Genomic DNA, 21,904 nt, shown 5'->3' with positions numbered 1-21,904 from the left:
CCGGCCGATGGCCGATATTCATCAGGCTGCCGGTGCCAAGCTGGCGATCCTGGCCGGTGGCGGCACGCTGCCGGCCCGCATCGCCAGCGCGGTGCGCGGGCAGGGGCGTGCGGTCTTCGTCGTGGCGTTCGATGGCCATACCGATCCTGAAACGGTCGTTGGGCTTCCGCATGTGTGGAGCCGCTTCGGCGCCGCGGGCAGCATCCTGCGCCGCCTCCATGAGGAAGGTGTCGGCGAGGTCGTCCTCGCAGGGCCAGTGAAGCGACCGTCCTTCACCGAACTGATGCCGGACTGGCGCACCGCTCGCTTCCTTGCCCGCGTCGGAACGAGGGCACTCGGCGACGATGGGCTGCTGCGCGCCGTGGTCCGCGAGGTGGAAGAGGATGGCTTCCGCGTCGTTGGCCTGCATGACCTGTTGATGGATTTGCTGACCACGCCTGGCCCGGTCGGTCGTCTCGCCCCGGATGCTGAGGCGGAGCGCGACATCGCCCGCGCGGTGGAGGTCGCCCGTGCGTTGGGTGCGCTTGATGTCGGGCAGGGTGCGGTGGTCCAGCAAGGCATCGTGCTTGCGGTCGAGGCCATCGAGGGCACAGATGCCATGCTCGACCGCTGTGCCGGTCTGTCACGGCCCGGCCCCGGCGGCGTGCTGGTCAAGGTGAAGAAGCCGAAACAGGACCGACGCATCGATTTGCCGACCATGGGCGTCACGACGGTCGAGAAGGCTGCCGCAGCCGGGCTGCGCGGTATCGCGGTGGAAGCGGGCGGCAGTCTGTTGGTCGACCGTGCGGCAGTGGCGGAAGCGGCCGACCGGCTCGGCCTGTTCGTCACCGGCATCGAGATTCCGCAATGAACGTCAACCCGGCGACCGATGTGGCGGCCGATGACGGCCCGACCCTGTTTCTGATCGCCGGTGAGCCGTCGGGCGACGCGCTGGGCGCACGGCTGATGGCGGCGGCAAAGCGGCTGACCGGCGGCAAGGTGCGCTTCGTGGGCATCGGCGGCGAGAAGATGACGGCGGAGGGGCTGGTCAGCCTGTTTCCCATGGGCGAACTGACCCTGTTTGGCATCTTCGAACTGCTGCCGCATTTGCCCAACCTGATCCGCCGCATCGACCAAACGGTTGCCGAGATCGTCCGGCTGCGCCCCGACGCCGTGGTGGGCATCGATTCGCCCGGCTTCACTGTGCGCGTGGCAAAGAAGGTGCGGGCCGCGGCGCCCGCCATTCCGCTGATCCACTATGTGGCGCCTACGGTGTGGGCCTGGAAGCCCAAGCGGGCGGCCAAATATGCCGCCATCTATGATCACCTCCTCGCTGTTTTGCCCTTCGAGCCTCCCTATTTCGAGAAAGAGGGGCTGGCCTGCACTTTCGTTGGCCATTCGGTCGTCGAGGGTGGGGCGGGGAAAGGTGACGGTGCGGCATTCCGCGAGCGGCATGGCATCGCGCTGGACGAGCGGATCGTCGCCGTGCTCCCGGGCAGCCGCAAGGGAGAGGTATCGCGTCTGCTGCCCGATTTTCGTGCGACGCTGGACCTGTTGCGTCCAATCCATCCCAATCTGGTGGCGGTTGTGCCGACCGTGGCGACAGTGCGCGACCGCGTCGCCGCCACCATCGCCGACTGGCCGGTCCGTGCCCTGCTGGTGGAGGGAGACGCCGAGAAGTACGATGCCTTCGCGGCGGCGGAGGCGGCGCTCGCCGCATCGGGAACCGTCGCGTTGGAACTGGCGCTCGCGCGGCTTCCGACTGTCATCGCCTACCGGTTGAATCCGATCACCGTCGCGCTCTATCGCCGGCTGATCCGGGTGAAGTACGTCAATCTCGTCAACCTGATGCTCGATCGGATGCTGGTTCCGGAACTGCTGCAGCGGGACTGCCGGCCCGATAGACTGGCGGCCGAGTTGAGGCGTTTGCTCGACGATCCGGCGGCGCGCCAGGCGCAGATCGACGGAGTTGCCGAGGTGGCCCGCTGGCTGGGGCAGGGGGATACTCCGCCCAGTGAACGCGCTGCCCGCACCATCCTGGACGTCGTTCAAGAACGCCGCTCCAGGACAGCTGAACAACCGCCCAGTTAACCGCCAAGCGGGAGAATAGAGACCATGAGCGAATTCCGTCTGCTGCATACGATGCTGCGCGTACTGGATCTGGAGAAGTCTTTGGACTTCTACACCCGTCTGCTCGGCATGAAGCTGCTGCGCCGCAATGACTACGAGGGTGGCCGTTTCACCCTGGCCTTCGTCGGCTATGGCGAGGAATCCGATACCGCCGTCCTGGAACTGACCCACAACTGGGACCAGAAGGAGCCGTACGAGATCGGCACCGCCTATGGTCACATCGCGCTCGGCGTTCCCGATATCTACGGCACCTGCGAGAAGTTGGCTGCCGAACGCGTCAAGATCCCGCGTCCGCCCGGCCCGATGAAGCACGGCACCACCGTGATCGCCTTCATCGAGGATCCCGACGGGTACAAGGTCGAGCTGATCGAGACTAAGTGACCGTTTTGCCGGTTAACCGTTTTCAACAGGGGCGCGGCCGGTAGCGGCTGCGCCCTTGGTGTATGTGGCGGGAGCCGGATCGCGGCGGAAGTGCGCCCGGTACGTGGCCGGGCTGATCCCCAGACGCTGGCGGAAGTGATGCCGCAAGGTGGCGGCGGAGCCGAAGCCGGCGAGGGTCGCGACCTCTTCCACCGGCAGGCTTCCGCGTTCCAGCAGATCACGGGCGCGGTTCAGCCGCTCCGTGGCCAGCCATTCGCCGGGCGTGGTGCCGGTCAGCGCCTGGAACCGGCGCAGGAAAGTGCGCAGGCTCATGCCGACGTGCGAGGCCATCCTTGACAGGCTGTGATCCTCCGCCAGAGTTTCCCGCAAATGGTCGAGCAGCGGTCCCAGACGGGCGCCCTCGCGGGCGATGGGCACCGGAGCCTCGATGAACTGAGCCTGCCCGCCCTCGCGGTGAGGCTGGACCACCAGCCGGCGGGCGACGCTGTTGGCGGCCTCGGGTCCGAAATCGCGGCGCACCAGATGAAGGCAGAGGTCGATGCCGGCCGCGCTGCCGGCAGAGGTCAGGATGTTGCCCTCATCCACATAGAGAACGTCAGGCACCACGCGGATGTCTGGATAAAGCTCCCCAAGGGTTGCGGCATAGCGCCAGTGGGTGGTCGCGCGGCGGCCCTTCAGCAGGCCGGCGGCGGCTAGCACGAAGGCACCGGAGCAGATCGAGAGGATGCGCGATCCCCGGGCGTCGGCCCGGCGCAGCGCCTCCATTAGTTGGACAGGCACCGGTTCGCGAGCGCCGCGCCAGCCGGGAATGACGATGATGTCGGCTTGGTCGAGCAGATCGAGCCCGCCATCGGCCTCGATGCGGATTCCGCCCATCGCCCGCAATGGGCCGGAATCGAGGGCGGCGACGGAGAAGCGATACCAATCGGGGCCAAGCTCAGGACGTGGGAGACCGAACACCTCGACGGCCACGCCGAACTCGAAGGTGCACAGACCGTCATAGGCGAGCGCGACGGCGAGCGGGGGCATGGCATTTGGCATGATCTGTACGATAGCCGGCAGTCGTGCCACTTTCCAGCGGAAGCGGCGATTGGAATGATGTGGCCGGCAACCGATCAGGAGAGTTCCATGGCCAGTCCCGTCACCGACATTCCGGCCGCATCGTCGGCAGATGCCGCGATCCATTTTGCCCGCAAGCTGTCGTTGGAGACCGATTGCTGGGATGTGCATGAATCACTGAAATCCGGCAGTCCCGACTTCGTCCTGCTCGACGTGCGCGGTCCGGCGGCCTTCGCCAAAGGGCATGTGCCGGGGGCGCTGAACCTGCCGCATGGCAAGATCACCGAACGGCGGATGATGGAGTGGCCGGAGGGCACGCTGTTCGTCGTCTGTTGCGCAGGCCCGCACTGCAACGGTGCGGATCGCGCGGCCTTGCGGCTGGCGCGGATCGGGCGTCCGGTCAAGCTGATGATCGGCGGCATAACGGGCTGGATCGACGAGGGCTTCGCGTTGGACAGCGGGAGCTGAGCGACTGCCTCAGATAAAGGCGATCCCGGCGACCAGGGCCAGGATCAGCAAATAGACGATCATCCGGCGAACCCGCCAGCCAAGCGGTGCCCGGTTGTCGTTGGCCGGCGAGCGCAGGCGCACACGCCGGGCCGGAACGATGTACGCAGTCGGGTCCTGGGCAGCTCCGTTGGAGCCGCCCATTCCCACATGTGCTGTTGGCCGGTTAGCCACGCTCGGCCAGCGGCACGAACGGCCGCTTGGTGTGGCCGGTGTAGAGCTGACGCGGACGGCCGATCTTCTGCACCGGGTCCTCGATCATCTCCTTCCACTGGCTGATCCAGCCGACGGTGCGGGCCAGCGCGAACAGCACGGTGAACATGCTGGTCGGGAAGCCCATCGCCTTCAGGATGATGCCCGAATAGAAATCGACGTTCGGATAGAGTTTCTTCTCGATGAAGTACTCGTCCGACAAGGCGATCTTTTCCAGCTCCATCGCGATGTCCAGCAGCGGCTCGTCCTTGATGCCGAGTTCGCCGAGGACCTCGTGGCAGGTCTGGCGCATGACCTGGGCGCGCGGGTCGTAGTTCTTGTAGACCCGGTGACCGAAGCCCATCAGGCGGAAGTTGTCGTTCTTGTCCTTGGCGCGGCGGACGAACTCGGGGATGCGATCCACCGAGCCGATCTCCTCCAGCATCTTCAGCACGGCTTCGTTCGCACCACCGTGGGCCGGACCCCACAGCGAGGCGATGCCGGCGGCGATGCAGGCGAACGGGTTGGCGCCCGACGAACCGGCCAGACGGACGGTCGAGGTAGAGGCGTTCTGCTCGTGGTCGGCATGCAGGATGAAGATCTTGTCCATCGCCTTGGACAGGATCGGGTTGACCTTGAACGGCTCGCAGGGCGTGCCGAAGGTCATGTAGAGGAAGTTCTCCGCATACGACAGGTCGTTGCGCGGATACATGAAGGGCTGGCCGGTCGAATACTTGTAGGCCATCGCCGCGATCGTCGGCATCTTGGCGATCAGGCGGTGCGCGGCGATCTTGCGCTCGACGAGATCGTTGATGTCCAGCGAGTCGTGGTAGAAGGCCGACAGGGCGCCGACGACGCCGCACATGATCGCCATCGGGTGGGCGTCACGGCGGAAGCCGCTGTAGAACTTGGTCAGCTGCTCATGCACCATCGAATGGCGGCGCAGGATGTTTTCGAAATCCGTGCGCTCTGCCGCGGTCGGCAGGTGGTTGTTGAGCAGGAGGAAGCAGACTTCCGGGAAAGTGGAGTTCTCGGCCAGTTCGTCGATGGCATAGCCGCGGTGCAGCAGGACACCCTCGTCACCGTCGATGTAGGTGATGCCCGACTCGCAGCTGCCCGTGGAGGTGAAGCCCGGATCGTAGGTGAAATAGCCGGTCGCGGCGTAGAGCTTGCGGATGTCGATCACGCTCGGCCCGACGCTGCCGTGCAGGATCGGCATCGTGACCTGCTTGCCCGTCTTATTGTCGATGAGGGTAACGGTGTCCTTGCCGTCCTCGGTCTGGGTCATCTCGGCACGTCCTTATCGTTGAGGGTGGGGCTTAGGCGCCCTTTTTTCGTCGGCGCAGCATAGTTCCATGGCAGCCTGATGGCAACGCACGGAAATGACCATTATGCTGCACCCGCTGCATCGCGGATGCGAGAAAGCGTCGCTTCCCGACCCAGCAGTTCGGCCACCTCGAAGATCGGCGGCGACACCGTCGAACCGGTCAGCGCTGCCCGCAGCGGCTGTGCCACCTTGCCCAGCTTTTCGCCCCGTGCCTCGGCGAAGGCACGGACCTGCGCCTCCAGCGCCGCGGCGGTGAAATCCGGTTCGCCGGCAAAGGCTTCGGCCAGTTCCTTCAACAGTCCGCGGCCCCTTTCGTCAAGCAGCGCGGATGCTTTTTCGTCATAGCTGAGCGGCTGCGCCGCGACATAGAAGCGGGCGCTCTGCGCCAGATCGACGACCGTACGGGCCCGCTGCTTCAGGCCGTTCATCGCCCGCGTCAGAAGGTCGCGATCCGCGTCGGTCAGGCTGCGGCCGAGGTCGGCCTCCAGCCGCGGGGCGATCAGCCCGAGAAGCCGGGTATCGTCGGCCAGACGCATATAGTGGGCGTTGAGATTCTCCAGCTTGGCGAAATCGAAGCGCGAGGGCGAGCGGCCGATGCTCTCCAGGTTGAACCACTCGATCGCCTGTTCGGTCGAGATGATCTCGTCGTCGCCATGCGACCAGCCGAGCCGCAGCAGGTAGTTGCGCACCGCCTCCGGCAGATAGCCCATGTCGCGGTAGGCATCGACGCCCAGCGCACCGTGACGTTTGGACAGCTTGGCGCCGTCCGGCCCGTGGATCAGCGGGATATGGCCGAAGCGCGGCAGCTCCCAGCCCATGGCGTGGAAGATCTGGATTTGCCGGAAGGTGTTGGTCAGATGGTCGTCGCCGCGGATGACGTGGGTCACGTCCATGTCGTGGTCGTCCACCACCACCGCCAGCAGATAGGTCGGCGTGCCATCGGCGCGCAGCAGGATCAGGTCGTCCAGCTGGGCGTTCTGGACCGTGACCTCGCCCTGGACGAGGTCGTTCAGGACCGTCTGGCCTTCCTGCGGCGCCTTCAGGCGGATCACCGGGGCGACGCCGGGAGGCGCGTCGGATTCGGGGCGATCGCGCCAGCGGCCGTCATAGCGCATCGGCTGTCCGGCGGCCTTCTGGGCGGCGCGCATCTCCTCCAGCTCTTCCGGGCTGCAGTAGCAGCGGTAGGCCTTGCCGGCGGCCAGCATCTGGTGTGCCACCTCGGCATGGCGGTCCTTGCGCTCGAACTGGCTGACCGCGTCGCCGTCCCAATCCAGGCCCAGCCATTGCAGCCCGTCCAGGATGGCGTCGACCGCCGCCTGGGTCGACCGTTGCCGGTCGGTGTCTTCGATCCGCAGCAGGAACTTGCCGCCGGTGTTGCGGGCGTACAGCCAGTTGAACAAGGCGGTGCGGCCACCGCCGATGTGCAGAAAGCCGGTCGGCGACGGAGCGAAGCGGGTGACGACGGTCATCGGTCTCTCAATTTCCGGTTCGGCGCTGGTATGATGCGCCGGTGGTTCGACACCGTGGTTTAACACAGCCACCGGGCTGGGGGGCAATGCGATGCGCGCATGGACGGTCGTAAAGGGGGGCGCGGGCGGCATCGCTGCGTTGGGAGGCCGTCGCCTGTGACTGTCGCCGGCTGGCCGGAGGAGGAGACGGACGGTCCAGTTGGGTCCGGTGGGCGGTGGCGGCGCCAGTGGATTCGCATCGGGAGGCGACTCGCGTCCCTGGCGGAGGCGGAGGGGGGCCGCTGGATCCTGTGGCTTCCCGTCGCCTTCGGGGCAGGAGTGTCGCTGTATTTCGGCCTGATGTCGGAGCCGGACTGGTGGATTGGGCCAACGGCCTGCGGGGCGTGTGCCGTGCTGCTTCTGGTCCTGCGGCGCTGGTTCGCGCTGTTCGGCGCGGCGATGGCGCTGCTGATGGTGGCGGCGGGGTTCCTGGTGGCGCAGGGGCACAGCGCACGGGTGGCGGCGCCGGTGCTGACCCGCGTCGTCACGGGTGCGACCATCACCGGCCGTGTGATGGCAGTGGAACGGCGGCCGGGTGCCACCCGCATCACGGTGCGGGAACCGACGGTCAGCCGGCTGCCGCCCGAACAGACGCCAGCCGCGTTGCGTATCCGCCTGCCGGACCGCCATGCGGCGCCCGATCCCGGATCGGTGGTGCGGCTGCGTGCCACGCTGCTGCCGCCCCGGGCACCGGCCGAACCGGGCGCCTTCGACTTTCAGCGGCGGGCCTGGTTCATGGGGCTGGGCGGGACCGGTTTCGCCACCGGTGCGGTGGAATTGATCGAGGTCCCGCCGGTCACGGGCTGGCAGGTGGTGACGGTGGCCTTCGAGCGGGCGCGCGGCGTGATCGCCGAGCGGGTGGCCGCGACCATCGGCGATCCGGTGGAGGCGAGGGTCACCACGGCGTTGCTGAATGGGGAGCAGTTCGGCATCCCGGACGAGACATTGGAGGATTTCCGGAACAGCGGGCTGGCGCACCTGCTGTCGATCTCCGGCCTCCATGTGGGCATTGCCGCCGGCATCCTGTTCTATGTGGTCAGGGCCTTGCTGGCGCTGGTGCCAGCCATCGCCCTGCGTTGGCCGATCAAAAAGATCGCGGCGCTGTTCGGCATTCTGTCGGCCTTGGCCTATACGCTGCTGGTCGGGGCGCCGCTGCCGACCGTGCGGTCGGTGTTGATGACCGGCATGGTGATGGGCGCGATCATGCTGGACCGCCACCCGTTGAGCATGCGGTTGGTCGCCTTCGCCGGGCTGGTCACCATCGCCATGGACCCGGAGGGGATGCTCGGCCCCAGTTTCCAGATGTCCTTCGCGGCGGTGGTGGCGCTGATCGCCGCCTTCGAGCGCGGCAGTCCGCGACTGGCGGAATGGCGCAGCGAGGCGGGGTGGTTTCTGCGCGGCCTGCTCTATGTCGGCGGCATCCTGCTGACCAGTGTGGTGGCGACGCTGGCGACACTGCCGTTCGCACTCTTCCACTTCCAGCAGATCGCCTTCTATGGCGTGCTGTCCAACCTGATTGCCATTCCGATCACATCCTTCTGGGTCATGCCGTGGAGCTTGATCGCCTACGCGCTGATGCCCTTCAGGCTGGAGGCGCCGGCGCTGATCGCGATGAACTGGGGCGACAGGGCGGTGATCTGGACCGCGGAGTTCTTCGGCCGTCTTCCCGGGGCCTCCCTGACCATGCCGGCGATGCCGGTTGAGGGGTTCGTAGCGTTGGTGCTGGGCGGCATCTGGCTGTGCGTCTGGACCCGGCGGTGGCGCTGGCTGGGGCTGCTGCCGGTTCTGGCAGGGCTGGCTTCGCCGGCGCTGGTGACGCGGCCGGACGTGCTGGTCGCGGGGGATGGGACTGTGATGGCGGTGCGGATGCCGGACGGTCGCCTCAGCGCTTCGAGCAAGACTGGGGGCCGGGTGATCGAGACATGGCGGGAGCGCGATGGCGAGCGCTCGGGAGCCGATCCATGGCCGGCGGCGGGGGGATGGAGCGAGGGAGAGCGGTCGCTGAACTGCGATGCGCTGGGGTGTCTGTACCGGGTCAAGGGAAGGACTGTCGCCCTGCCGCGGTTGCCGGATGCGCTGGACGAGGATTGCGGGGCGGCCGATGCAGTGGTGACGGCGGCGGTGGCGCGGGGATGCCGGGCCGGGGTCGCGATCGACCGCTGGGCGCTGCGGCACGAGGGGGCGCATGCGCTGAGGGTGACGGAGGACGGAATAGAGGTGGAGACGGTGCGGGGGATCAGGGGGGATCGGCCTTGGACCGGGGGGAGGTGAGGGGGCGGCCGAGGTTATGCCCCCACCCTAACCCTCCCCCGCTCTCAGCGGACCTATGGTCCGCCTGCCGCGTCAGCACAAAGCGAAGCTTTGTGCGAGAGCTGGGCGGGGGAGGGGATTGGAGTCTGGCGGGAAAGGCCTCAGTACTTCCGCACCAGACCGACCAGCTTGCCCTGCACGCGGACGCGGTCAGCGCCGAAGATGCGGGTTTCATAGGCGGCGTTGGCGGGCTCCAGGGCGATGGTGTTGCCCTTGCGGCGCAGGCGCTTCAGCGTCACTTCGCCTTCGTCGACCAGGGCGACGACGATGGTGCCGTTCTCCGCCGCGTCGCAGCGCTGGATGATGATGGTGTCGTGGTCGAGGATGCCGGCCTCCACCATCGAGTCGCCGGAAACCTCCAGCGCGTAATGGTCGCCGGCGGTCAGCATCGAGGCGGGGATGTCGACGAAGGCGCTGTTGTCGCGCAGCGCCTCGATCGGCGTGCCGGCAGCGATGCGGCCATAGAGCGGGAGCTGCACCGTCTCGTTCGCGGCGGCCGGGGTGGGGGCGGGCGGCGCGGTGTCGCGGCCAGCGAAGGCGAAATCGCCCTTGATGACGTTGGGCTGGAATTTCGGCTTGGGCGCGGTGTGGGCGCGGGCGGCGTCCAGGCCTTCGGGGAGGCGGAGAACCTCCAGCGCGCGGGCGCGGTGGGGCAGGCGGCGGATGAAGCCGCGTTCCTCGAGACCGGTGATGAGGCGGTGGATGCCTGACTTGGACTTCAGCCCCAGGGCGTCCTTCATCTCGTCGAACGACGGCGAGACACCGCCCTGGCCGAGCCGTTCGTGGATGAACAGCAGCAATTCGTGCTGCTTGCGCGTGAGCATGGATGCCTCCCGGCCGTCGCCAGACTGAAGATGGAACAAAAACTAAACGTTGCTCCATGTTCTAGTTTGGTTCCTGCCGTCCGTCAAGCCCCCCATCGGCTTCTTTTAGAACTTGAGTGGAACATTCGGAACGCCGTGGAACAGTTTCCCGGGTGATGTTCAACTGTTCAATCCGTCGTCCAAGCGCTGTGTTCAAGTCTAGATGCTGAGTGCTCCATCGGTCAAAGGCAGCACGGTCACCATGGCGCCGGCCGGCTCCGGGTCGGCGTTGGGCGGGCGCGGGATCAGGCAGTCGGCCTGGGCGTAGAGCGTGGTGATGGCGCTGTCCTGCCGGGCGAAGGGCGTGGCGGTGAGGACGCCGTCGGGGCCGGCGGCGAGGGTGGCGCGCAGATATTCCTCGCGCCGGTCGTTGGCCTTCAGCGCGACGGTCAACCGGGCGCGCAGGGGCAGGCGGTCGTCTTCGGGCGGCAATCCCTGCAGCAGGCGCAGAACAGGGCGCAGGAACAGGACGGCGGTGACCCCCGTCGATACAGGATTGCCGGGTAGGCCCAGCAGCGGCACCCCGCCGGCGCGGCCGAACATCAGCGCCTTGCCCGGCCGCATCGCCACCGTCTGCACCTCCAGAGCCATCCCTCGGTCGGCCAGCACGTCGCGCACGAGGTCGTAGTCGCCATGGGCGGCACCGCCGGTGGTGACCAGCAGGTCGCAGCCGACGGCCCCCTTCGCCATGGCGGCGACGCTGTCGGGCGTATCCTTGGCGACGCCCAGATTATGGGCGAGCCCGCCCTGGGCGGCGACGAGCGCGCAGAGGCCGAGCGCGTTGGTGCTGACGATCTGGCTCGGCCCCAGCGGATCGCCGGGCAGGGCGATCTCGTCCCCGGTGGCGAGGATGGCGATGCGCGGCCGGCGGTGGACCGAAAGCCAAGGTACATTCCCACCGGCGGCCAGCGCGATGTCGCGGGCGGTCAAACGGCGGCCCTTCGGCAGAAGTTCCTCACCAAGAGTGAAGTCGAAGCCGGCCTGACGGACGAACCGTCCGGCGGCTACGGCCCGGCCGATCCGAACCGTCGCGTCGTCGGCGCTGCAATCCTCCTGCATCACCACGGCGTCGGCGCCATCGGGCAGGGGGGCGCCGGTGAAGATGCGCACCGCTTCGCCGGGACCGACGCTGCCGGCAAAGGCATGGCCGGCGGAGGATTCGCCGATACGGCGCAGGGAGATGGGAGAGTCGGCAGCGGCGGCGGCGATGTCGGCGGAGCGGACCGCCCAGCCATCCATGGCGGCAGCGTGGAAGGGTGGCTGGGTCAGCCGGGCGACCACCGGTTCGGCCAGCACGCGGCCGAGCGCGTCGGGCAGAGCCACCGTCTCCGCCGGCAGAGGGGCGAAGGCCGACAGGATGCGGGCGCGCGCCTCTGCGACGGAGATCATGGCGTCAGGCTCCGGCCGATGGCGCGGTTGCGGCAGTGCCCCATTCGCCGCTCTTGCCGCCAGCCTTGTGCAGCAGGCGAACGTCCGTAATGGTCATGCCGCGGTCCACCGCCTTGCACATGTCGTAGACGGTCAGGGCCGCGATGGTGACGGCGGTCAGCGCCTCCATCTCCACGCCGGTCTGGCCCTTCAGCTTGCAGGTGGCGGTGACGTCCACCGCGTTGCGGGCCGGGTCGCAGGAGAGGTCGACCTTGACGGAGGTCAGCATCAGCGGATGGCACAGCGGAATCAGGTCCGGCGTGCGCTTGGCCCCCATGATGCCGGCCAGCCGGGCGACCGACAGCACGTCGCCCTTCTTCACCCCGCCCTGCATGATGAGCGCCAGGGTTTCCGGCTGCATCAGCACGGTGGCCGCGGCGGTGGCGGTGCGTTCGGTGTCCGCCTTGTCGGAGACATCGACCATCACCGCCTTGCCCTCGGCGTCGAAATGGGTGAAGCCGCTCATGCGACGGTCTCCCGCAAGGGTTTCTCCATGAAGACGCTGACGCCGTTCTCTTCGTAGCAGGCGTAGGGGCCGCGGTCGGAGAAGCCGGCCTTGCGGTAGAGCCCCAGCGCCTCGGGCTGATGGATGCCGGATTCCAACAGCAGGGCGGTCAGCCCCTCCGCCCGCGCCTGCTCCTCCAGGCGGGCCAGCAGCCGTTCGCCGATGCGGTGGCCGCGGGTGGCGGGATCGACGAACATCCGCTTGACCTCGCCATAGCCCGAGGGATCGACGCGCAGCGCGGCACAGCCGACCGGAACGCCGTCCTTGCGGGCGACGAAGAAGCGCAGGTCCGGCGCCTCCAGTTCCGCGATGTCGAGGAGGTGGCAGGTGTCGGCCGGATAGAGCTCCAGCAGATAGCGGTCCAGCGCGGCGACCAGCGCGACAACCTGATCCTGGCGCGGGCTTTCCGTGGCGATGGTGATGTCCGGCATGGGCTTAGACCGGAGCCAGCAGGGCGCGGGTGGCGGCAGTCACGTCGGCCTGCCGCATCAGCGATTCACCCACCAGGAAGCAGCGTGCCCCGACCTTGGCCATGCGCGCCAGATCGGCCGGGCTGTAGAGCCCGCTCTCCGCGACCAGCATGCGGTCGGCCGGCACGTTGGCCGCAAGTTCCTCAGTCGTCGCGATGTCGACCGCGAGCGTCTTTAGGTTGCGGTTGTTGACGCCCAGCAGCGGCGTCCGCAGCAGCAGCGCGCGGTCCAGTTCGGCGCGGTCATGCACCTCCACCAGCACGTCCAGCCCCTGGGCGAGGGCGGCGTCCTCGATTTCCGCCGCTTGGGCGTCGGACAGCGATGCCATGATGATGAGGATGCAGTCGGCACCCAGCGCGCGGGCCTCCACGATCTGATAGGGATCGACCATGAAGTCCTTGCGCAGCACCGGCAGATCGACAGCGGCGCGGGCGGCGACCAGATACTCGTCCTTGCCCTGGAAATAGGGCTCGTCAGTCAGGACCGACAGGCAGCTGGCCCCGCCGTCGCGGTAGGCACGGGCCAGCGCCGGCGGATCGAAATCGGCGCGGATCAGGCCCTTGGACGGGCTGGCCTTCTTGATCTCGGCGATCAGGCCGTAGCGCCCGGCCTCCACCGCGGCGCTCAGCGCCCGGATGAAGCCGCGCGGCGGGTTGGTCTCGTTGGCGGCCTTGGCCGCGGCCTCCACTTCCGACAAGGGGCGGGCGGCCTTGCGGGAGGCGACCAGAGCGCGCTTGTCGTCGTTGATGCGGGTCAGAACGTCGCTCATCAGGCCACCGCCTCGTTGGTGATGGCGACCAGCCGGCGCAGGCGGTCGCGGGCGCCGCCGCTGTCGATGGCGTCGGCGGCCATCGCCACGCCCTCCTTCAGCGTCGCGGCCTTGCCGGCCACCAGCAGGGCGGCGGCGGCGTTCAGCAGCACGATGTCGCGGTAGGGGCTGCGCACCCCGTCGAACAGGGCATGGATCGCCTCGGCGTTGACCTGGGCGTCGCCGCCCTTGAGGTCCTCGATGCGGGCGCGGGGCAGGCCGGCATCCTCCGGCGTCACCTCGAACACCGTCACCTCGCTGTCCTTCAACTGGGCGACGGTGGTGGGGCCGGTGGTGGTGATCTCGTCCAGCCCGTCGGAGCCATGGACGACCCAGGCCGTTTCGGATCCCAGACGCTTCAGCACATGGGCCAGCGGCTCCACCCACTGCTTGGAGAAGACGCCCAGCACCTGCCGCCGGGCGGTCGCCGGGTTGGCGAGCGGACCCAGCAGGTTGAAGACCGTGCGGGTGCCGAGTTCGACGCGGGTCGGGCCGACGTTGCGCATGGCGAGGTGGTGACGCGGCGCCATCAGGAAGGCGATGCCGGCATCCCACAGCGCCTTGCGCACCAGCGCGAAGTCGCAGTCGAGGTTGACGCCGAGGGAGCCCAGCACGTCGGCGGCACCGGATTTCGACGAGATGGCGCGGTTGCCGTGCTTGGCCACCGGCACGCCGCAGGACGACACCACCAGCGCCGCGGCGGTGGAGATGTTGTAGGTGCCGACCCCGTCGCCGCCGGTGCCGCAGGTGTCGATGGTGCCGGGAGGCGCTTCGACCGGGATCGCCTTGGCGCGCATGACGCGGGCGGCGCCGGTGATCTCGTCCACCGTCTCGCCGCGCACGCGCAGAGCCATCAGGAAGCCGCCCATCTGCGACGGGGTGGCATTGCCGGACATGATGATGTCGAAGGCGAAGCCGGCCTCGGCCTCGGTCAGGGCGGCGCCGGTGGCGACCTTGCCCAGAATGGCCTTCATATCGGACAGATCGCCGCTCATGCTGCGCTCTCCAGGGCCGCGGTTTCCGGCCGGGGACGGGTCAGGTCCAGGAAGTTCTGCAGGATCTTGTGGCCGTGCTCGCTCTCGATGCTCTCGGGATGGAACTGCACGCCGTGGATCGGAAGCTCGCGGTGGGCCAGCGCCATGATCAGGCCGTCGGCGGTCTCGCCGGTCACCTCCAGGCAGGCGGGCAGCGTGTCGCGCTCGACGATCAGCGAGTGGTAACGGGTGGCGCGGAACGGGCTGGGCAGGCCGGCGAGCACGCCGCGGCCCTTGTGCCGGATGCTGTCGACCTTGCCGTGCATGGGAACCGGCGCGCGGATCACCCGGCCGCCGAAGGCTTGTCCGATCGACTGGTGGCCCAGGCAGACGCCCATCAGCGGCAGGCGGGCCTTGGCCGCGGCGTCGATCAGGGGAAGACAGATGCCGGCGCGGTCGGGATCGCAGGGGCCGGGGGACAGCACGATGCCCTCGGGACGGAGGGCCATCGCCTCCTCGACCGTCAGGGCGTCGTTGCGGCGGACCTGCACGTCGGCGCCAAGCTCGCCCAGGTAGTGGACGAGGTTGTAGGTAAAGCTGTCGTAGTTATCGATGAGCAGCAGCATGCGCCTTCCGCCTTCCACCTTCGCCCGGATCGTCGGGGCCGTTCCGCCCCTGTTCCAACGACCGACACCCTAGCCGCTGAGGGGGCGGATTTCCAGCCTCCGCGCAGAACTCCGCGGCATCAGCGGCAGTCGAGCTGCGGCAGGGTCTTCGGATCGTCCAGCACGGCGCCGCGGATGTCGGTTTCCAGCGTCAGGGTGCAGCGGCGGATCTGGCGTGGCAGGTCGGCGGCGAGCGTCGCCTGGGTGTTGCGGTAGCGGCAGACGAGGAAGACGTTCTCCCGCCGCGAACCTGGGAACTCCCAGACCTGGACGATGCTGCGCCCGCGCCGCACCTCGCGGTCGGGGGCGAGCGTCGCGGGCGCGGCCGAGGTCATCTGGCTGGCGCGGTCGCCCTCGATGATGGAAATGCCGGCGAAGCCGTGGCTGTCGCGGCCGGGGTAGGGCGACCAGCCGCCGGGGGCGTCGGGCTGCGCTTGGACCGTCAGGCTGGTTGGGCAATCCAGCCCGTTGGCGGCCGGCGCCGGTGTCGCGGCGACGGTCGAAAGCAGGGCGGCGATGACAAAGATGGGACGCATCTGGAGGACTCTACAGGATGGGCTCGGCCGGGCGGGGCAGGTGATGCCGTGACGGCCTTTTGCACCGATTGGGCGATTGCGGTCACGGCGGCAGGGTGCCACTGTGCGGCGCCCCGGTCGCAGGATGGACGTCGTCACCATGGCCCGCAAGGCGCCTTCGAAAGCCCGCAAGTCTCCGCTTCCCCCCTTCCTTTCCAACCCCTTCGTCCTGGCGCTGGCGGCCGTCGCCGCGGTGTTCGCCGTGGCGATGGGGGTGGCGACACTGAGCGGTGGAGGGGCCGGTGGAAGGGCCGGTGGAGGGTCCGGCGGTGAGGCGGCCAAGCCGGCGCCGGTCCAGCAGGCTGCCCAGCAGCAGGGTGGACCGCAAGCCGGCGGGCAGCAGGCGGTGCAGCCGCCGCCCGTGCCGCCGGCAAAACTGGAGCCGCCTGCCGCAACCTCGCAGCCAGCCGCGCAGGCGAGCACGGAAGGCGCGGGCCAAGCGGCGGTGGAGAAGCCGGCGCAGGCCGAGTCCCGACCACCGGCCACGACGGTGGCGATGCTGCCGCCGCCCGCTCCGCCCGCCCAGCCGCCGGTGCAGGCGCCATCGGGCAACGCCGCGCTGTGGCGCAAGAACGCCCTGCCGGCGGAGGTGCCCCAGGGAAAGCCGATCATCGCCATCGTCATCGACGACATGGGGCTGGACCGGAAGCGCTCGACCCGGATGGCGGGGCTGCATGGTCCGCTGACCTTGTCCTGGCTGCCCTATGCCCGCGACCTGCAGGTCCAGGCCAAGGCGGCGCGGGCCAATGGGCACGAGTTGATGTTGCACATGCCGATGGAACCCAGCGTGAAGGCCGATCCGGGACCGAATGCTCTGCTGGTCTCGCTCGACCGGGGGGAGATCGTGAAGCGGGCGCGTGCGGCACTGGACAGTTTCGATGGCTATGTCGGGGTCAACAACCACATGGGAAGCCGATTCACCGCCGACCGGGCCGCGCTGGCGCCTGTGCTGGCCGAACTGCATCGCCGCGGCCTGCTGTGGCTGGACAGCCGGACCACACCCAACAGCGCAGGCATCGGGCTGGCGCGGGAGATGAAGATGCCCTGGGTCGGCCGCGACATCTTCCTCGACAACGTGGAATCGGTTGCGGCGGTGAAGGCCCAGCTGGCGAAGACGGAACAGGTGGCGAAGCGGCAGGGCTACGCCGTCGCCATCGGCCACCCGCATGATGCGACAATCGACGCTCTGGCGTCCTGGTTGCCGGAGGTGCAAAAGCGTGGCTTCGTACTTGTCCCGGTCAGCGCGGTGGTGCGGACGCACCATGCCGGCGGCTGATCCGAGCGTGAGGGGAGCCCCGTGACGATGGCCGATGCATACAAGGTGGATGGGATGACCTGCGGCGGCTGCGCCCGCTCCGTGTCCAACGCGATCACCAAGGCGGCGCCCGATGCCGCCGTGACCGTCGATCTCGCGACCGGCACCGTGCTGGTGGACGGCGGCATCCCGGCGGAGGTGGTGCGGCAGGCGGTGGAAGCCGCGGGCTTCGATTTCGGCGGTGCCGCGGCCTGACGCCGACCCGGTGCGCCGTGTCTGATGCGCCGTTTCTGGTGCGGCGCAACAAAACCGTTTTCAGATTGTGGATATTGCGGGATACTCGGGCCGACGCGATTCGTGCCTGGAGGTCCCGATGCCGCTCTATTCCTACCGCTGCAAAGCCTGCGACCATGGATTCGAGACCCTGGTGCGCTCCGGAGAAGCGCCGGCCTGCCCGTCCTGCGGAAGCGCCGACCTGAGCCGCCAACTGTCGAACGTAGCGCCGGAGGGAAAGTCCGGCGCCATCGTCCAGTCGGCCCGCCGGATGGCGGCGAAAGAGGGGCACTTCAGCAACTACGCGCGGGCGGAACGACCGAAGGGGTGAGAGCGGGGAGGTCAGGTTGGGGCATCGAAGCCGACATTCCCCGAAGCAAGCCCTCACACATCCACCACCATATGCGGCCGGAATGCTCCTTCCAGCGTCAGCAGCAGGTGCAGGTAGACGGCCACCTTTCGCGCACGATCGGTGTTGCGGGACAGGCAGTCGCGCAGTTGTTCGGCCAGCCGGGCGGTTTCCGCGTCCAGTTCCGGTTCGGCGGCGGTGACGGCTTCGACGATATGCTCGGGACCGACGGGAAGCGGGGCGGCCGGGTCCTTCAGCAACGCTTCGGCCAGCGCCTCTTCATCATGATGGACCGGGGGCGGTGTCGCCGGCGCTGGCGGGGCGCGCCGGGACAGATGGCTGCGCAGATTGTCTTTCAGCCGCGCCCGCTGACGCTCGTCCAGCCCGTCGAACCGATCGACCTCATCGAACAGAAGATCGTACAGGCGCCGCCGTTGCGGATTGGGCGGGCTATGGTCACGCCGTTCCTGCTCGCGGTCGTGCCGTTCCTGGCGGGAGTTGCGGCGGCTGTTGCGGTCGGTGGCGCTGCCGCTCCGCTCGACGCCCGCGGTGGTGCGGACGCTGAATTCGGGCGGACCAATGCCGCGGCCGGATGTGAGATTGCCGGACATGAGCCGCCTCCCGGGACATCTATCCCCTGGCGATCGAGTCTGGCAGAGCCGGCGCTTTCGTCAACGTGAAAGCGCCGGCTTTCTTGCGTCAGTCGCCGGCCCCGGCGCTAACCGCGTCGTCGGCGGCGCCCGGCTTGCTCTTGCCGAAGCCGATGGTGGGGAAGACGTTGATCAGCGCGGTGATGAAGGCCGCCAGATAGGGCAGCGACTGCACCACCAGCAGGCCCGACCACATGAAGGCGTCGCGGTTCTCGTGGCCGAAGACCATGACGATGGCCAGCGCCGCACCCCACAAGGACACCAGCAGCACCAGCTCCTCACGCGCCATGAGGAAGGCCTGCATCAGCGCCGGCTGGTTCTCGCATTTGGGCGTGCGGACGAAGGGGCGCCCGGAGGTGAAGATGCCCAGCCACATGGCTCGGCCGACCGTGTGGGTCAGGGCCATGCCGGCCACCGCCGCGCCGACCTTGTCCCAGAAGCCGCACTTCACCCGTGCCTCGTAGAGCCAGAGCGACGCGCCGACCTTGAAGGCGAAGACGCTGAGCGTCGGGATCATGAAGACGTTGGGCGGGAACTCGAAATATTTCGGGAAGGCCATCAGGCCGATCGACCACAGGATGCCGGCGATGCCAAAGATCATATGGGCGGCATCGGCGAACCAGGGCAGCCAGCCGGTGATGAAATGGTACTTCTGGCCGGCCGTCAGCTCCTTGGCGCCCGGCGACAGCTGCCGCCAGTGATGCTTCAGGATCTGCACTGCGCCATAGGCCCAGCGGAAGCGCTGCGTCTTGTAGGCGGAGAAGCTGTCGGGGACGAGACCCTTGCCGTAGCTCTCCGGCATGTAGACGGCCTCATAGCCATGCTCGAACAGGCGCAGGCCGAGGTCGGCGTCCTCGGTGATGCACCACTCGCCCCAGCGGCCGACCTTTTCCAGGGCCGACTTGCGGATGATGGTCATGGTCCCGTGCTGGATGATCGCGTTGCGCTCGTTCCGCTGGATCATGCCGATGTGGAAGAAGCCGGCATATTCCCAGTTGGTCATGCGCTGGAACAGGTCGTGTTCCCACTCGCGATAGTCCTGCGGCGACTGGACGAAGCCGACCTCCGGCCGGTTGAAGTGCGGGATGGTCGCCTTCAGCCAGTCGGGATGAACCTGATAGTCACTGTCGATGACGGCGATGTGCTCGGCATCGGGGGCGGTCTGCGCCAGACCGAAATTCAGCGCGCCGGCCTTGAAGCCCGGCCAATTGTCGAGATGGAAGAAGCGGAACTTCGGCCCCAGTTTCTTGCAATATTCCTCGATCGGGCGCCAGACCGCCGGATCCTTGGTGTTGTTGTCCAGCAGCAGGACTTCGTAGTTCGGGTAGTCCAACCGGGCCAGCGCGTCCAGCGTCTCCATGACCATGTGGGGCGGCTCGTTGTAGCAGGGCACATGGATCGACACCTTCGCCGCGTTCGGCAGCGGCGCGGCCGAGCAGGGGACGAACTTGCGCTTGAACTTGTGCTGCCAGACGACCTCCGTCAGCTCCATGCCGTCGATCAGCATGACCGCGAACAGCACCAACTGGCAGAAGATCAGCAGGCCCCAGGCGATCTCGGTTGTGAGCGCGAGGCCGGCGGCCGACGCCGCGCTGACGGTGAAGACCAGGACGGAGGCCACCGCCTGGATCAGCGCACCGTAGAAGATCTGTCCGCCGATCTTCAGGTCGCTGCGGCGCCACAGGAAGAACACCAGCGGCAGGAAGCCCAGCGCCACGGCGGTGGCGCACTTGACCTCCCAGTTGCGGACCTCGTTCACCCCGCCGATCATCGGGAATTTCGGGTTGCGCTGGTAGTCCCACAGGCCCCAGCTGGTGCCGGCCGTGCCCTCGATCTCCCGCTTCCAGGGCTGGTCGAAGGCTTCCATGATGAAGTAGTCGAGCTTGTTCTGCGCGGCGACGTTCAGGAAGTTGCGGATGAACTTGGCCTGGTTGACCTGGCTGGCTTCGGCGCCCCGGCGCCACGGGCCGTCGGCCGGCCAGCCGATCTCGCCGATCAGGATGTGCTTGTTCGGAAACTTCTGCTTCAGCTCGTTGTAGCGGAACATGGCGTAGTCGACCGACTGGTCGACCGGAACGCCCTCCCAATAGGGCAGCAGGTGGACGGCGAGGAAGTCCACGGCGTCGGCCAGTTCCGGGTTCTTCAGCCAGACGTGCCACGGCTCGGCGATGGAAACCGGAACGTTGACCTTCTTCTTCACCCGCTTGACGTACTCGATGGCCTGCGGAACGGTCAGGTCGGCGCGCAGGATCGCCTCGTTGCCGACCAGCACGCGGCGCACGTTGCTGTTGGCGCGCGCCAGCTTGATCAGGCCGGCCAGTTCGGGCTCGTCGATCTCTGGCTTGCCGGCGGTCCAGGCGCCGGCGGTGACCGGCAGCCCGTGCTTGGCGGCGATGGCCGCCACCATTTCGGAGCCGTCGGTGGTGGAATAGGTGCGGACTGCCTTCACCGCGCCTTGCAGCGCGGCCATGTCCTTTTCGATGTCCTCTGCGGTCGCCTTGTCGCCCTTCGACGGGCTCTTGTCCGCGTGGAACGGGGTATAGGCGACGCCGGTGATGGCGCCGGCCCAGGACCGTTCGTCCACCGGGCGGTTCCACAGCGCCCAGAGGGCGACGTTGCCGAGGATCACCAGAATCAGAACCGCGAAGGCTGATTTGCGCATGTGGGTCGTTCCCGCTCGCCGCACCAGAAAACATGGATACGGCCCGTGAAAATGGCGCAAAGCGACAATTGCCGCCCCGACCATCTCCTCGGACCGAACTCTATAATCGTCCAACGAATGCCGCTGCGCCGTATGGCCGGCGCGCACGGCCTTCTATACAAGCTTCGCGGTTGCCCCGCCACTGCCGGCTATAACAGAGCAGCGTCCGGTTTATTCCCAGGCGGTGCCTCTGCCGAGCGCCAGGAAGGAGTGAAGCATGTTTTCCCTTAACGAACGGCTACAGGCCAACACCCGTCATGTGGTCGATCTGGATCTTTGCCGGGTGTTGCTGATGAACAACGCGCTGTGGCCTTGGCTGATCCTGGTGCCGATGCGTGAGGAGGCGGTGGAAATCCACCGGCTGGACGAGGGCGATCAGGGGGCTCTGATGCGGGAGATCGTGCTCGCCTCCCGCGTGGTCGAGCGGCTGTTCGCGCCGGACAAGATGAATGTCGGGGCTCTGGGCAATATGGTGCCGCAACTGCACGTCCATGTGATCGGCCGGACGCGGGGTGATCCGGCCTGGCCCGGCCCGGTTTGGGGCTCCGGCCATGCCCGGCCCTACGAGCCGGCGGAGGCCGCGGCGCTGGTCGACCGGCTGGCGGAGGCATTGCGGGGAGACGCGTGAACTTTGCCGTGCCGGAAGTGTTGCTGTGGTCAACCAGCTTTAAGGGAGACCGCCGCCATGGCCGATCAGGACCGTTCCAAATCCGTGACCTCCGACGCGCCGTCGGACGCCGCCCAGCGAATCGAGGACAAGCTGGTCGACAAGACCGGCAAGGCCTCCGGCGATCCCGACAAGCCCGTTCAGAAGAAATGGGAGGAGATGGGCGAGCGCGAGGAGATCATCGAACAGAGCCAGCGCGAGGGAGGTGGGGCTTAAAACACTTACCCCCACCCTGACCCTCCCCCGCTCTCAGCGGACCTATGGTCCGCCTGCCGCGTCAGCACAAAGCATAGCTTTGTGCGAGATCTGGGCGCGGGAGGGAAATGCT

At 67.8% G+C, this 21,904-nt stretch carries 24 protein-coding genes; 10 read left to right on the top strand and 14 right to left on the bottom strand.

Going from position 1 to position 21,904, the window contains the following annotated elements; all coding sequences use genetic code 11:
- Nucleotides 1-7 precede the first annotated feature (7 nt).
- From J2Y49_RS08595 to gloA, 3 genes are read left to right on the top strand one after another with little or no spacing between them, the layout of a single operon-like run.
- Nucleotides 8-850 (top strand): UDP-2,3-diacylglucosamine diphosphatase LpxI domain-containing protein, encoded by an 843-nt coding sequence (locus J2Y49_RS08595; protein ID WP_310114067.1) that lies wholly within the window; start codon nt 8-10, stop codon nt 848-850.
- A complete protein-coding gene (lpxB, locus tag J2Y49_RS08590; RefSeq protein WP_310114064.1) occupies nt 847-2,070 on the top strand; it encodes a lipid-A-disaccharide synthase in 1,224 nt (407 codons plus the stop codon). The genes J2Y49_RS08595 and lpxB overlap by 4 nt, the downstream gene beginning before the upstream one ends.
- Nucleotides 2,071-2,094: 24 nt before the next feature.
- Nucleotides 2,095-2,490 carry a lactoylglutathione lyase gene (gene gloA, locus J2Y49_RS08585; RefSeq protein WP_310114062.1) on the top strand — a complete coding sequence of 132 codons (396 nt, stop codon included), beginning with the start codon at nt 2,095-2,097 and terminating at the stop codon, nt 2,488-2,490.
- A 12-nt stretch (nt 2,491-2,502) separates the two neighbouring features.
- Here gloA and ftrA read toward each other — a convergent pair whose 3' ends face one another.
- Nucleotides 2,503-3,519, bottom strand: coding sequence for a transcriptional regulator FtrA (gene ftrA, locus J2Y49_RS08580; protein ID WP_310114060.1), 1,017 nt, complete (start codon nt 3,517-3,519; stop codon nt 2,503-2,505).
- A gap of 99 nt (nt 3,520-3,618) precedes the next feature.
- Here ftrA and J2Y49_RS08575 point away from each other — a divergent pair, with 99 nt between their 5' ends.
- Nucleotides 3,619-4,017, top strand: coding sequence for a rhodanese-like domain-containing protein (locus tag J2Y49_RS08575; RefSeq protein ID WP_310114058.1), 399 nt, complete (start codon nt 3,619-3,621; stop codon nt 4,015-4,017).
- Between the two features lie 9 nt (nt 4,018-4,026).
- On the opposite strand, the gene J2Y49_RS08570 is transcribed toward J2Y49_RS08575, so the two are convergent.
- The 3 genes from J2Y49_RS08570 to gltX all read right to left on the bottom strand — a co-directional run bounded on the left by J2Y49_RS08570 (nt 4,027) and on the right by gltX (nt 7,044).
- On the bottom strand, nt 4,027-4,200 hold the full coding sequence (locus J2Y49_RS08570; protein ID WP_310114056.1) for a hypothetical protein: 174 nt from the start codon (nt 4,198-4,200) through the stop codon (nt 4,027-4,029).
- A 22-nt stretch (nt 4,201-4,222) separates the two neighbouring features.
- Entirely contained in the window at nt 4,223-5,536 is a 1,314-nt protein-coding gene (gene gltA, locus J2Y49_RS08565; RefSeq protein ID WP_310114054.1) for a citrate synthase, read from the bottom strand.
- 101 nt (nt 5,537-5,637) lie between these two features.
- The gene (gene gltX, locus J2Y49_RS08560; protein ID WP_310114052.1) at nt 5,638-7,044 is read right to left on the bottom strand and encodes a glutamate--tRNA ligase; all 1,407 of its coding nucleotides are present in this window, start codon (nt 7,042-7,044) and stop codon (nt 5,638-5,640) included.
- A 99-nt stretch (nt 7,045-7,143) separates the two neighbouring features.
- Here gltX and J2Y49_RS08555 point away from each other — a divergent pair, with 99 nt between their 5' ends.
- A complete protein-coding gene (locus tag J2Y49_RS08555) occupies nt 7,144-9,354 on the top strand; it encodes a ComEC/Rec2 family competence protein (protein WP_310114050.1) in 2,211 nt (736 codons plus the stop codon).
- 140 nt (nt 9,355-9,494) lie between these two features.
- Here the strand turns inward: J2Y49_RS08555 and lexA are convergent, their stop codons facing one another.
- The 8 genes from lexA to J2Y49_RS08515 form a co-directional block, all read right to left on the bottom strand.
- A complete protein-coding gene (lexA, locus tag J2Y49_RS08550; protein WP_310114048.1) occupies nt 9,495-10,217 on the bottom strand; it encodes a transcriptional repressor LexA in 723 nt (240 codons plus the stop codon).
- A 198-nt stretch (nt 10,218-10,415) separates the two neighbouring features.
- Complete coding sequence (glp, locus tag J2Y49_RS08545; RefSeq protein WP_310114045.1) at nt 10,416-11,645, bottom strand: gephyrin-like molybdotransferase Glp; 1,230 nt, start codon at nt 11,643-11,645, stop codon at nt 10,416-10,418.
- Between the two features lie 4 nt (nt 11,646-11,649).
- Nucleotides 11,650-12,150 carry a cyclic pyranopterin monophosphate synthase MoaC gene (moaC, locus tag J2Y49_RS08540; RefSeq protein WP_194915049.1) on the bottom strand — a complete coding sequence of 167 codons (501 nt, stop codon included), beginning with the start codon at nt 12,148-12,150 and terminating at the stop codon, nt 11,650-11,652.
- On the bottom strand, nt 12,147-12,620 hold the full coding sequence (locus tag J2Y49_RS08535) for a GNAT family N-acetyltransferase (RefSeq protein WP_310114043.1): 474 nt from the start codon (nt 12,618-12,620) through the stop codon (nt 12,147-12,149). The genes moaC and J2Y49_RS08535 overlap by 4 nt, the downstream gene beginning before the upstream one ends.
- A gap of 4 nt (nt 12,621-12,624) precedes the next feature.
- Nucleotides 12,625-13,428, bottom strand: a complete 804-nt coding sequence (gene trpC, locus J2Y49_RS08530) for an indole-3-glycerol phosphate synthase TrpC (RefSeq protein WP_194915052.1) — start codon at nt 13,426-13,428, stop codon at nt 12,625-12,627.
- Complete coding sequence (gene trpD, locus J2Y49_RS08525) at nt 13,428-14,462, bottom strand: anthranilate phosphoribosyltransferase (RefSeq protein ID WP_310114039.1); 1,035 nt, start codon at nt 14,460-14,462, stop codon at nt 13,428-13,430. Before trpD ends, trpC begins: the two co-directional genes overlap by 1 nt.
- On the bottom strand, nt 14,459-15,067 hold the full coding sequence (locus tag J2Y49_RS08520; RefSeq protein WP_310114037.1) for an aminodeoxychorismate/anthranilate synthase component II: 609 nt from the start codon (nt 15,065-15,067) through the stop codon (nt 14,459-14,461). The genes trpD and J2Y49_RS08520 overlap by 4 nt, the downstream gene beginning before the upstream one ends.
- 119 nt (nt 15,068-15,186) lie before the next feature.
- Complete coding sequence (locus J2Y49_RS08515) at nt 15,187-15,642, bottom strand: STY0301 family protein (RefSeq protein WP_310114035.1); 456 nt, start codon at nt 15,640-15,642, stop codon at nt 15,187-15,189.
- Between the two features lie 124 nt (nt 15,643-15,766).
- Between J2Y49_RS08515 and J2Y49_RS08510 the strand changes: the two genes are divergently transcribed.
- From J2Y49_RS08510 to J2Y49_RS08500, 3 genes are all read left to right on the top strand, one after another.
- Nucleotides 15,767-16,957, top strand: a complete 1,191-nt coding sequence (locus J2Y49_RS08510) for a divergent polysaccharide deacetylase family protein (RefSeq protein WP_310114034.1) — start codon at nt 15,767-15,769, stop codon at nt 16,955-16,957.
- A gap of 27 nt (nt 16,958-16,984) precedes the next feature.
- Entirely contained in the window at nt 16,985-17,191 is a 207-nt protein-coding gene (locus tag J2Y49_RS08505; RefSeq protein WP_310114032.1) for a heavy-metal-associated domain-containing protein, read from the top strand.
- 118 nt (nt 17,192-17,309) lie between these two features.
- Complete coding sequence (locus tag J2Y49_RS08500) at nt 17,310-17,540, top strand: zinc ribbon domain-containing protein (protein ID WP_310114030.1); 231 nt, start codon at nt 17,310-17,312, stop codon at nt 17,538-17,540.
- Between the two features lie 53 nt (nt 17,541-17,593).
- Here J2Y49_RS08500 and J2Y49_RS08495 read toward each other — a convergent pair whose 3' ends face one another.
- A complete protein-coding gene (locus J2Y49_RS08495; RefSeq protein ID WP_310114028.1) occupies nt 17,594-18,169 on the bottom strand; it encodes a hypothetical protein in 576 nt (191 codons plus the stop codon).
- A gap of 88 nt (nt 18,170-18,257) precedes the next feature.
- A complete protein-coding gene (locus J2Y49_RS08490; protein WP_310114026.1) occupies nt 18,258-20,870 on the bottom strand; it encodes a glycosyltransferase family 2 protein in 2,613 nt (870 codons plus the stop codon).
- A 256-nt stretch (nt 20,871-21,126) separates the two neighbouring features.
- On the opposite strand from J2Y49_RS08490, the gene J2Y49_RS08485 reads away from it, so the two are divergent.
- Together J2Y49_RS08485 and J2Y49_RS08480 are read left to right on the top strand one after the other, a co-directional pair.
- Nucleotides 21,127-21,537, top strand: a complete 411-nt coding sequence (locus J2Y49_RS08485) for an HIT family protein (protein WP_310114024.1) — start codon at nt 21,127-21,129, stop codon at nt 21,535-21,537.
- 57 nt (nt 21,538-21,594) lie between these two features.
- Nucleotides 21,595-21,792 carry a hypothetical protein gene (locus tag J2Y49_RS08480; RefSeq protein ID WP_310114023.1) on the top strand — a complete coding sequence of 66 codons (198 nt, stop codon included), beginning with the start codon at nt 21,595-21,597 and terminating at the stop codon, nt 21,790-21,792.
- Nucleotides 21,793-21,904 lie beyond the last annotated feature (112 nt).

The sequence above is a fragment of the Azospirillum sp. BE72 genome, assembly GCF_031455875.1.
GTDB lineage: Bacteria > Pseudomonadota > Alphaproteobacteria > Azospirillales > Azospirillaceae > Azospirillum.
Note: the sequence above shows the minus strand (reverse complement) of the source record. Positions and strands in the feature narration are given on the sequence as shown.

What these genes read in the sequence shown, in the direction of transcription:
- J2Y49_RS08595 (WP_310114067.1), top strand. Translation starts at nt 8, where the DNA reads ATGGCCGATATTCATCAGGCTGCCGGTGCCAAGCTGGCGATCCTGGCC.
- lpxB (WP_310114064.1), top strand. Translation starts at nt 847, where the DNA reads ATGAACGTCAACCCGGCGACCGATGTGGCGGCCGATGACGGCCCGACC.
- gloA (WP_310114062.1), top strand. Translation starts at nt 2,095, where the DNA reads ATGAGCGAATTCCGTCTGCTGCATACGATGCTGCGCGTACTGGATCTG.
- ftrA (WP_310114060.1), bottom strand. Translation starts at nt 3,519, where the DNA reads ATGCCCCCGCTCGCCGTCGCGCTCGCCTATGACGGTCTGTGCACCTTC.
- J2Y49_RS08575 (WP_310114058.1), top strand. Translation starts at nt 3,619, where the DNA reads ATGGCCAGTCCCGTCACCGACATTCCGGCCGCATCGTCGGCAGATGCC.
- J2Y49_RS08570 (WP_310114056.1), bottom strand. Translation starts at nt 4,200, where the DNA reads ATGGGCGGCTCCAACGGAGCTGCCCAGGACCCGACTGCGTACATCGTT.
- gltA (WP_310114054.1), bottom strand. Translation starts at nt 5,536, where the DNA reads ATGACCCAGACCGAGGACGGCAAGGACACCGTTACCCTCATCGACAAT.
- gltX (WP_310114052.1), bottom strand. Translation starts at nt 7,044, where the DNA reads ATGACCGTCGTCACCCGCTTCGCTCCGTCGCCGACCGGCTTTCTGCAC.
- J2Y49_RS08555 (WP_310114050.1), top strand. Translation starts at nt 7,144, where the DNA reads ATGGACGGTCGTAAAGGGGGGCGCGGGCGGCATCGCTGCGTTGGGAGG.
- lexA (WP_310114048.1), bottom strand. Translation starts at nt 10,217, where the DNA reads ATGCTCACGCGCAAGCAGCACGAATTGCTGCTGTTCATCCACGAACGG.
- glp (WP_310114045.1), bottom strand. Translation starts at nt 11,645, where the DNA reads ATGATCTCCGTCGCAGAGGCGCGCGCCCGCATCCTGTCGGCCTTCGCC.
- moaC (WP_194915049.1), bottom strand. Translation starts at nt 12,150, where the DNA reads ATGAGCGGCTTCACCCATTTCGACGCCGAGGGCAAGGCGGTGATGGTC.
- J2Y49_RS08535 (WP_310114043.1), bottom strand. Translation starts at nt 12,620, where the DNA reads ATGCCGGACATCACCATCGCCACGGAAAGCCCGCGCCAGGATCAGGTT.
- trpC (WP_194915052.1), bottom strand. Translation starts at nt 13,428, where the DNA reads ATGAGCGACGTTCTGACCCGCATCAACGACGACAAGCGCGCTCTGGTC.
- trpD (WP_310114039.1), bottom strand. Translation starts at nt 14,462, where the DNA reads ATGAGCGGCGATCTGTCCGATATGAAGGCCATTCTGGGCAAGGTCGCC.
- J2Y49_RS08520 (WP_310114037.1), bottom strand. Translation starts at nt 15,067, where the DNA reads ATGCTGCTGCTCATCGATAACTACGACAGCTTTACCTACAACCTCGTC.
- J2Y49_RS08515 (WP_310114035.1), bottom strand. Translation starts at nt 15,642, where the DNA reads ATGCGTCCCATCTTTGTCATCGCCGCCCTGCTTTCGACCGTCGCCGCG.
- J2Y49_RS08510 (WP_310114034.1), top strand. Translation starts at nt 15,767, where the DNA reads ATGGACGTCGTCACCATGGCCCGCAAGGCGCCTTCGAAAGCCCGCAAG.
- J2Y49_RS08505 (WP_310114032.1), top strand. Translation starts at nt 16,985, where the DNA reads ATGGCCGATGCATACAAGGTGGATGGGATGACCTGCGGCGGCTGCGCC.
- J2Y49_RS08500 (WP_310114030.1), top strand. Translation starts at nt 17,310, where the DNA reads ATGCCGCTCTATTCCTACCGCTGCAAAGCCTGCGACCATGGATTCGAG.
- J2Y49_RS08495 (WP_310114028.1), bottom strand. Translation starts at nt 18,169, where the DNA reads ATGTCCGGCAATCTCACATCCGGCCGCGGCATTGGTCCGCCCGAATTC.
- J2Y49_RS08490 (WP_310114026.1), bottom strand. Translation starts at nt 20,870, where the DNA reads ATGCGCAAATCAGCCTTCGCGGTTCTGATTCTGGTGATCCTCGGCAAC.
- J2Y49_RS08485 (WP_310114024.1), top strand. Translation starts at nt 21,127, where the DNA reads ATGTTTTCCCTTAACGAACGGCTACAGGCCAACACCCGTCATGTGGTC.
- J2Y49_RS08480 (WP_310114023.1), top strand. Translation starts at nt 21,595, where the DNA reads ATGGCCGATCAGGACCGTTCCAAATCCGTGACCTCCGACGCGCCGTCG.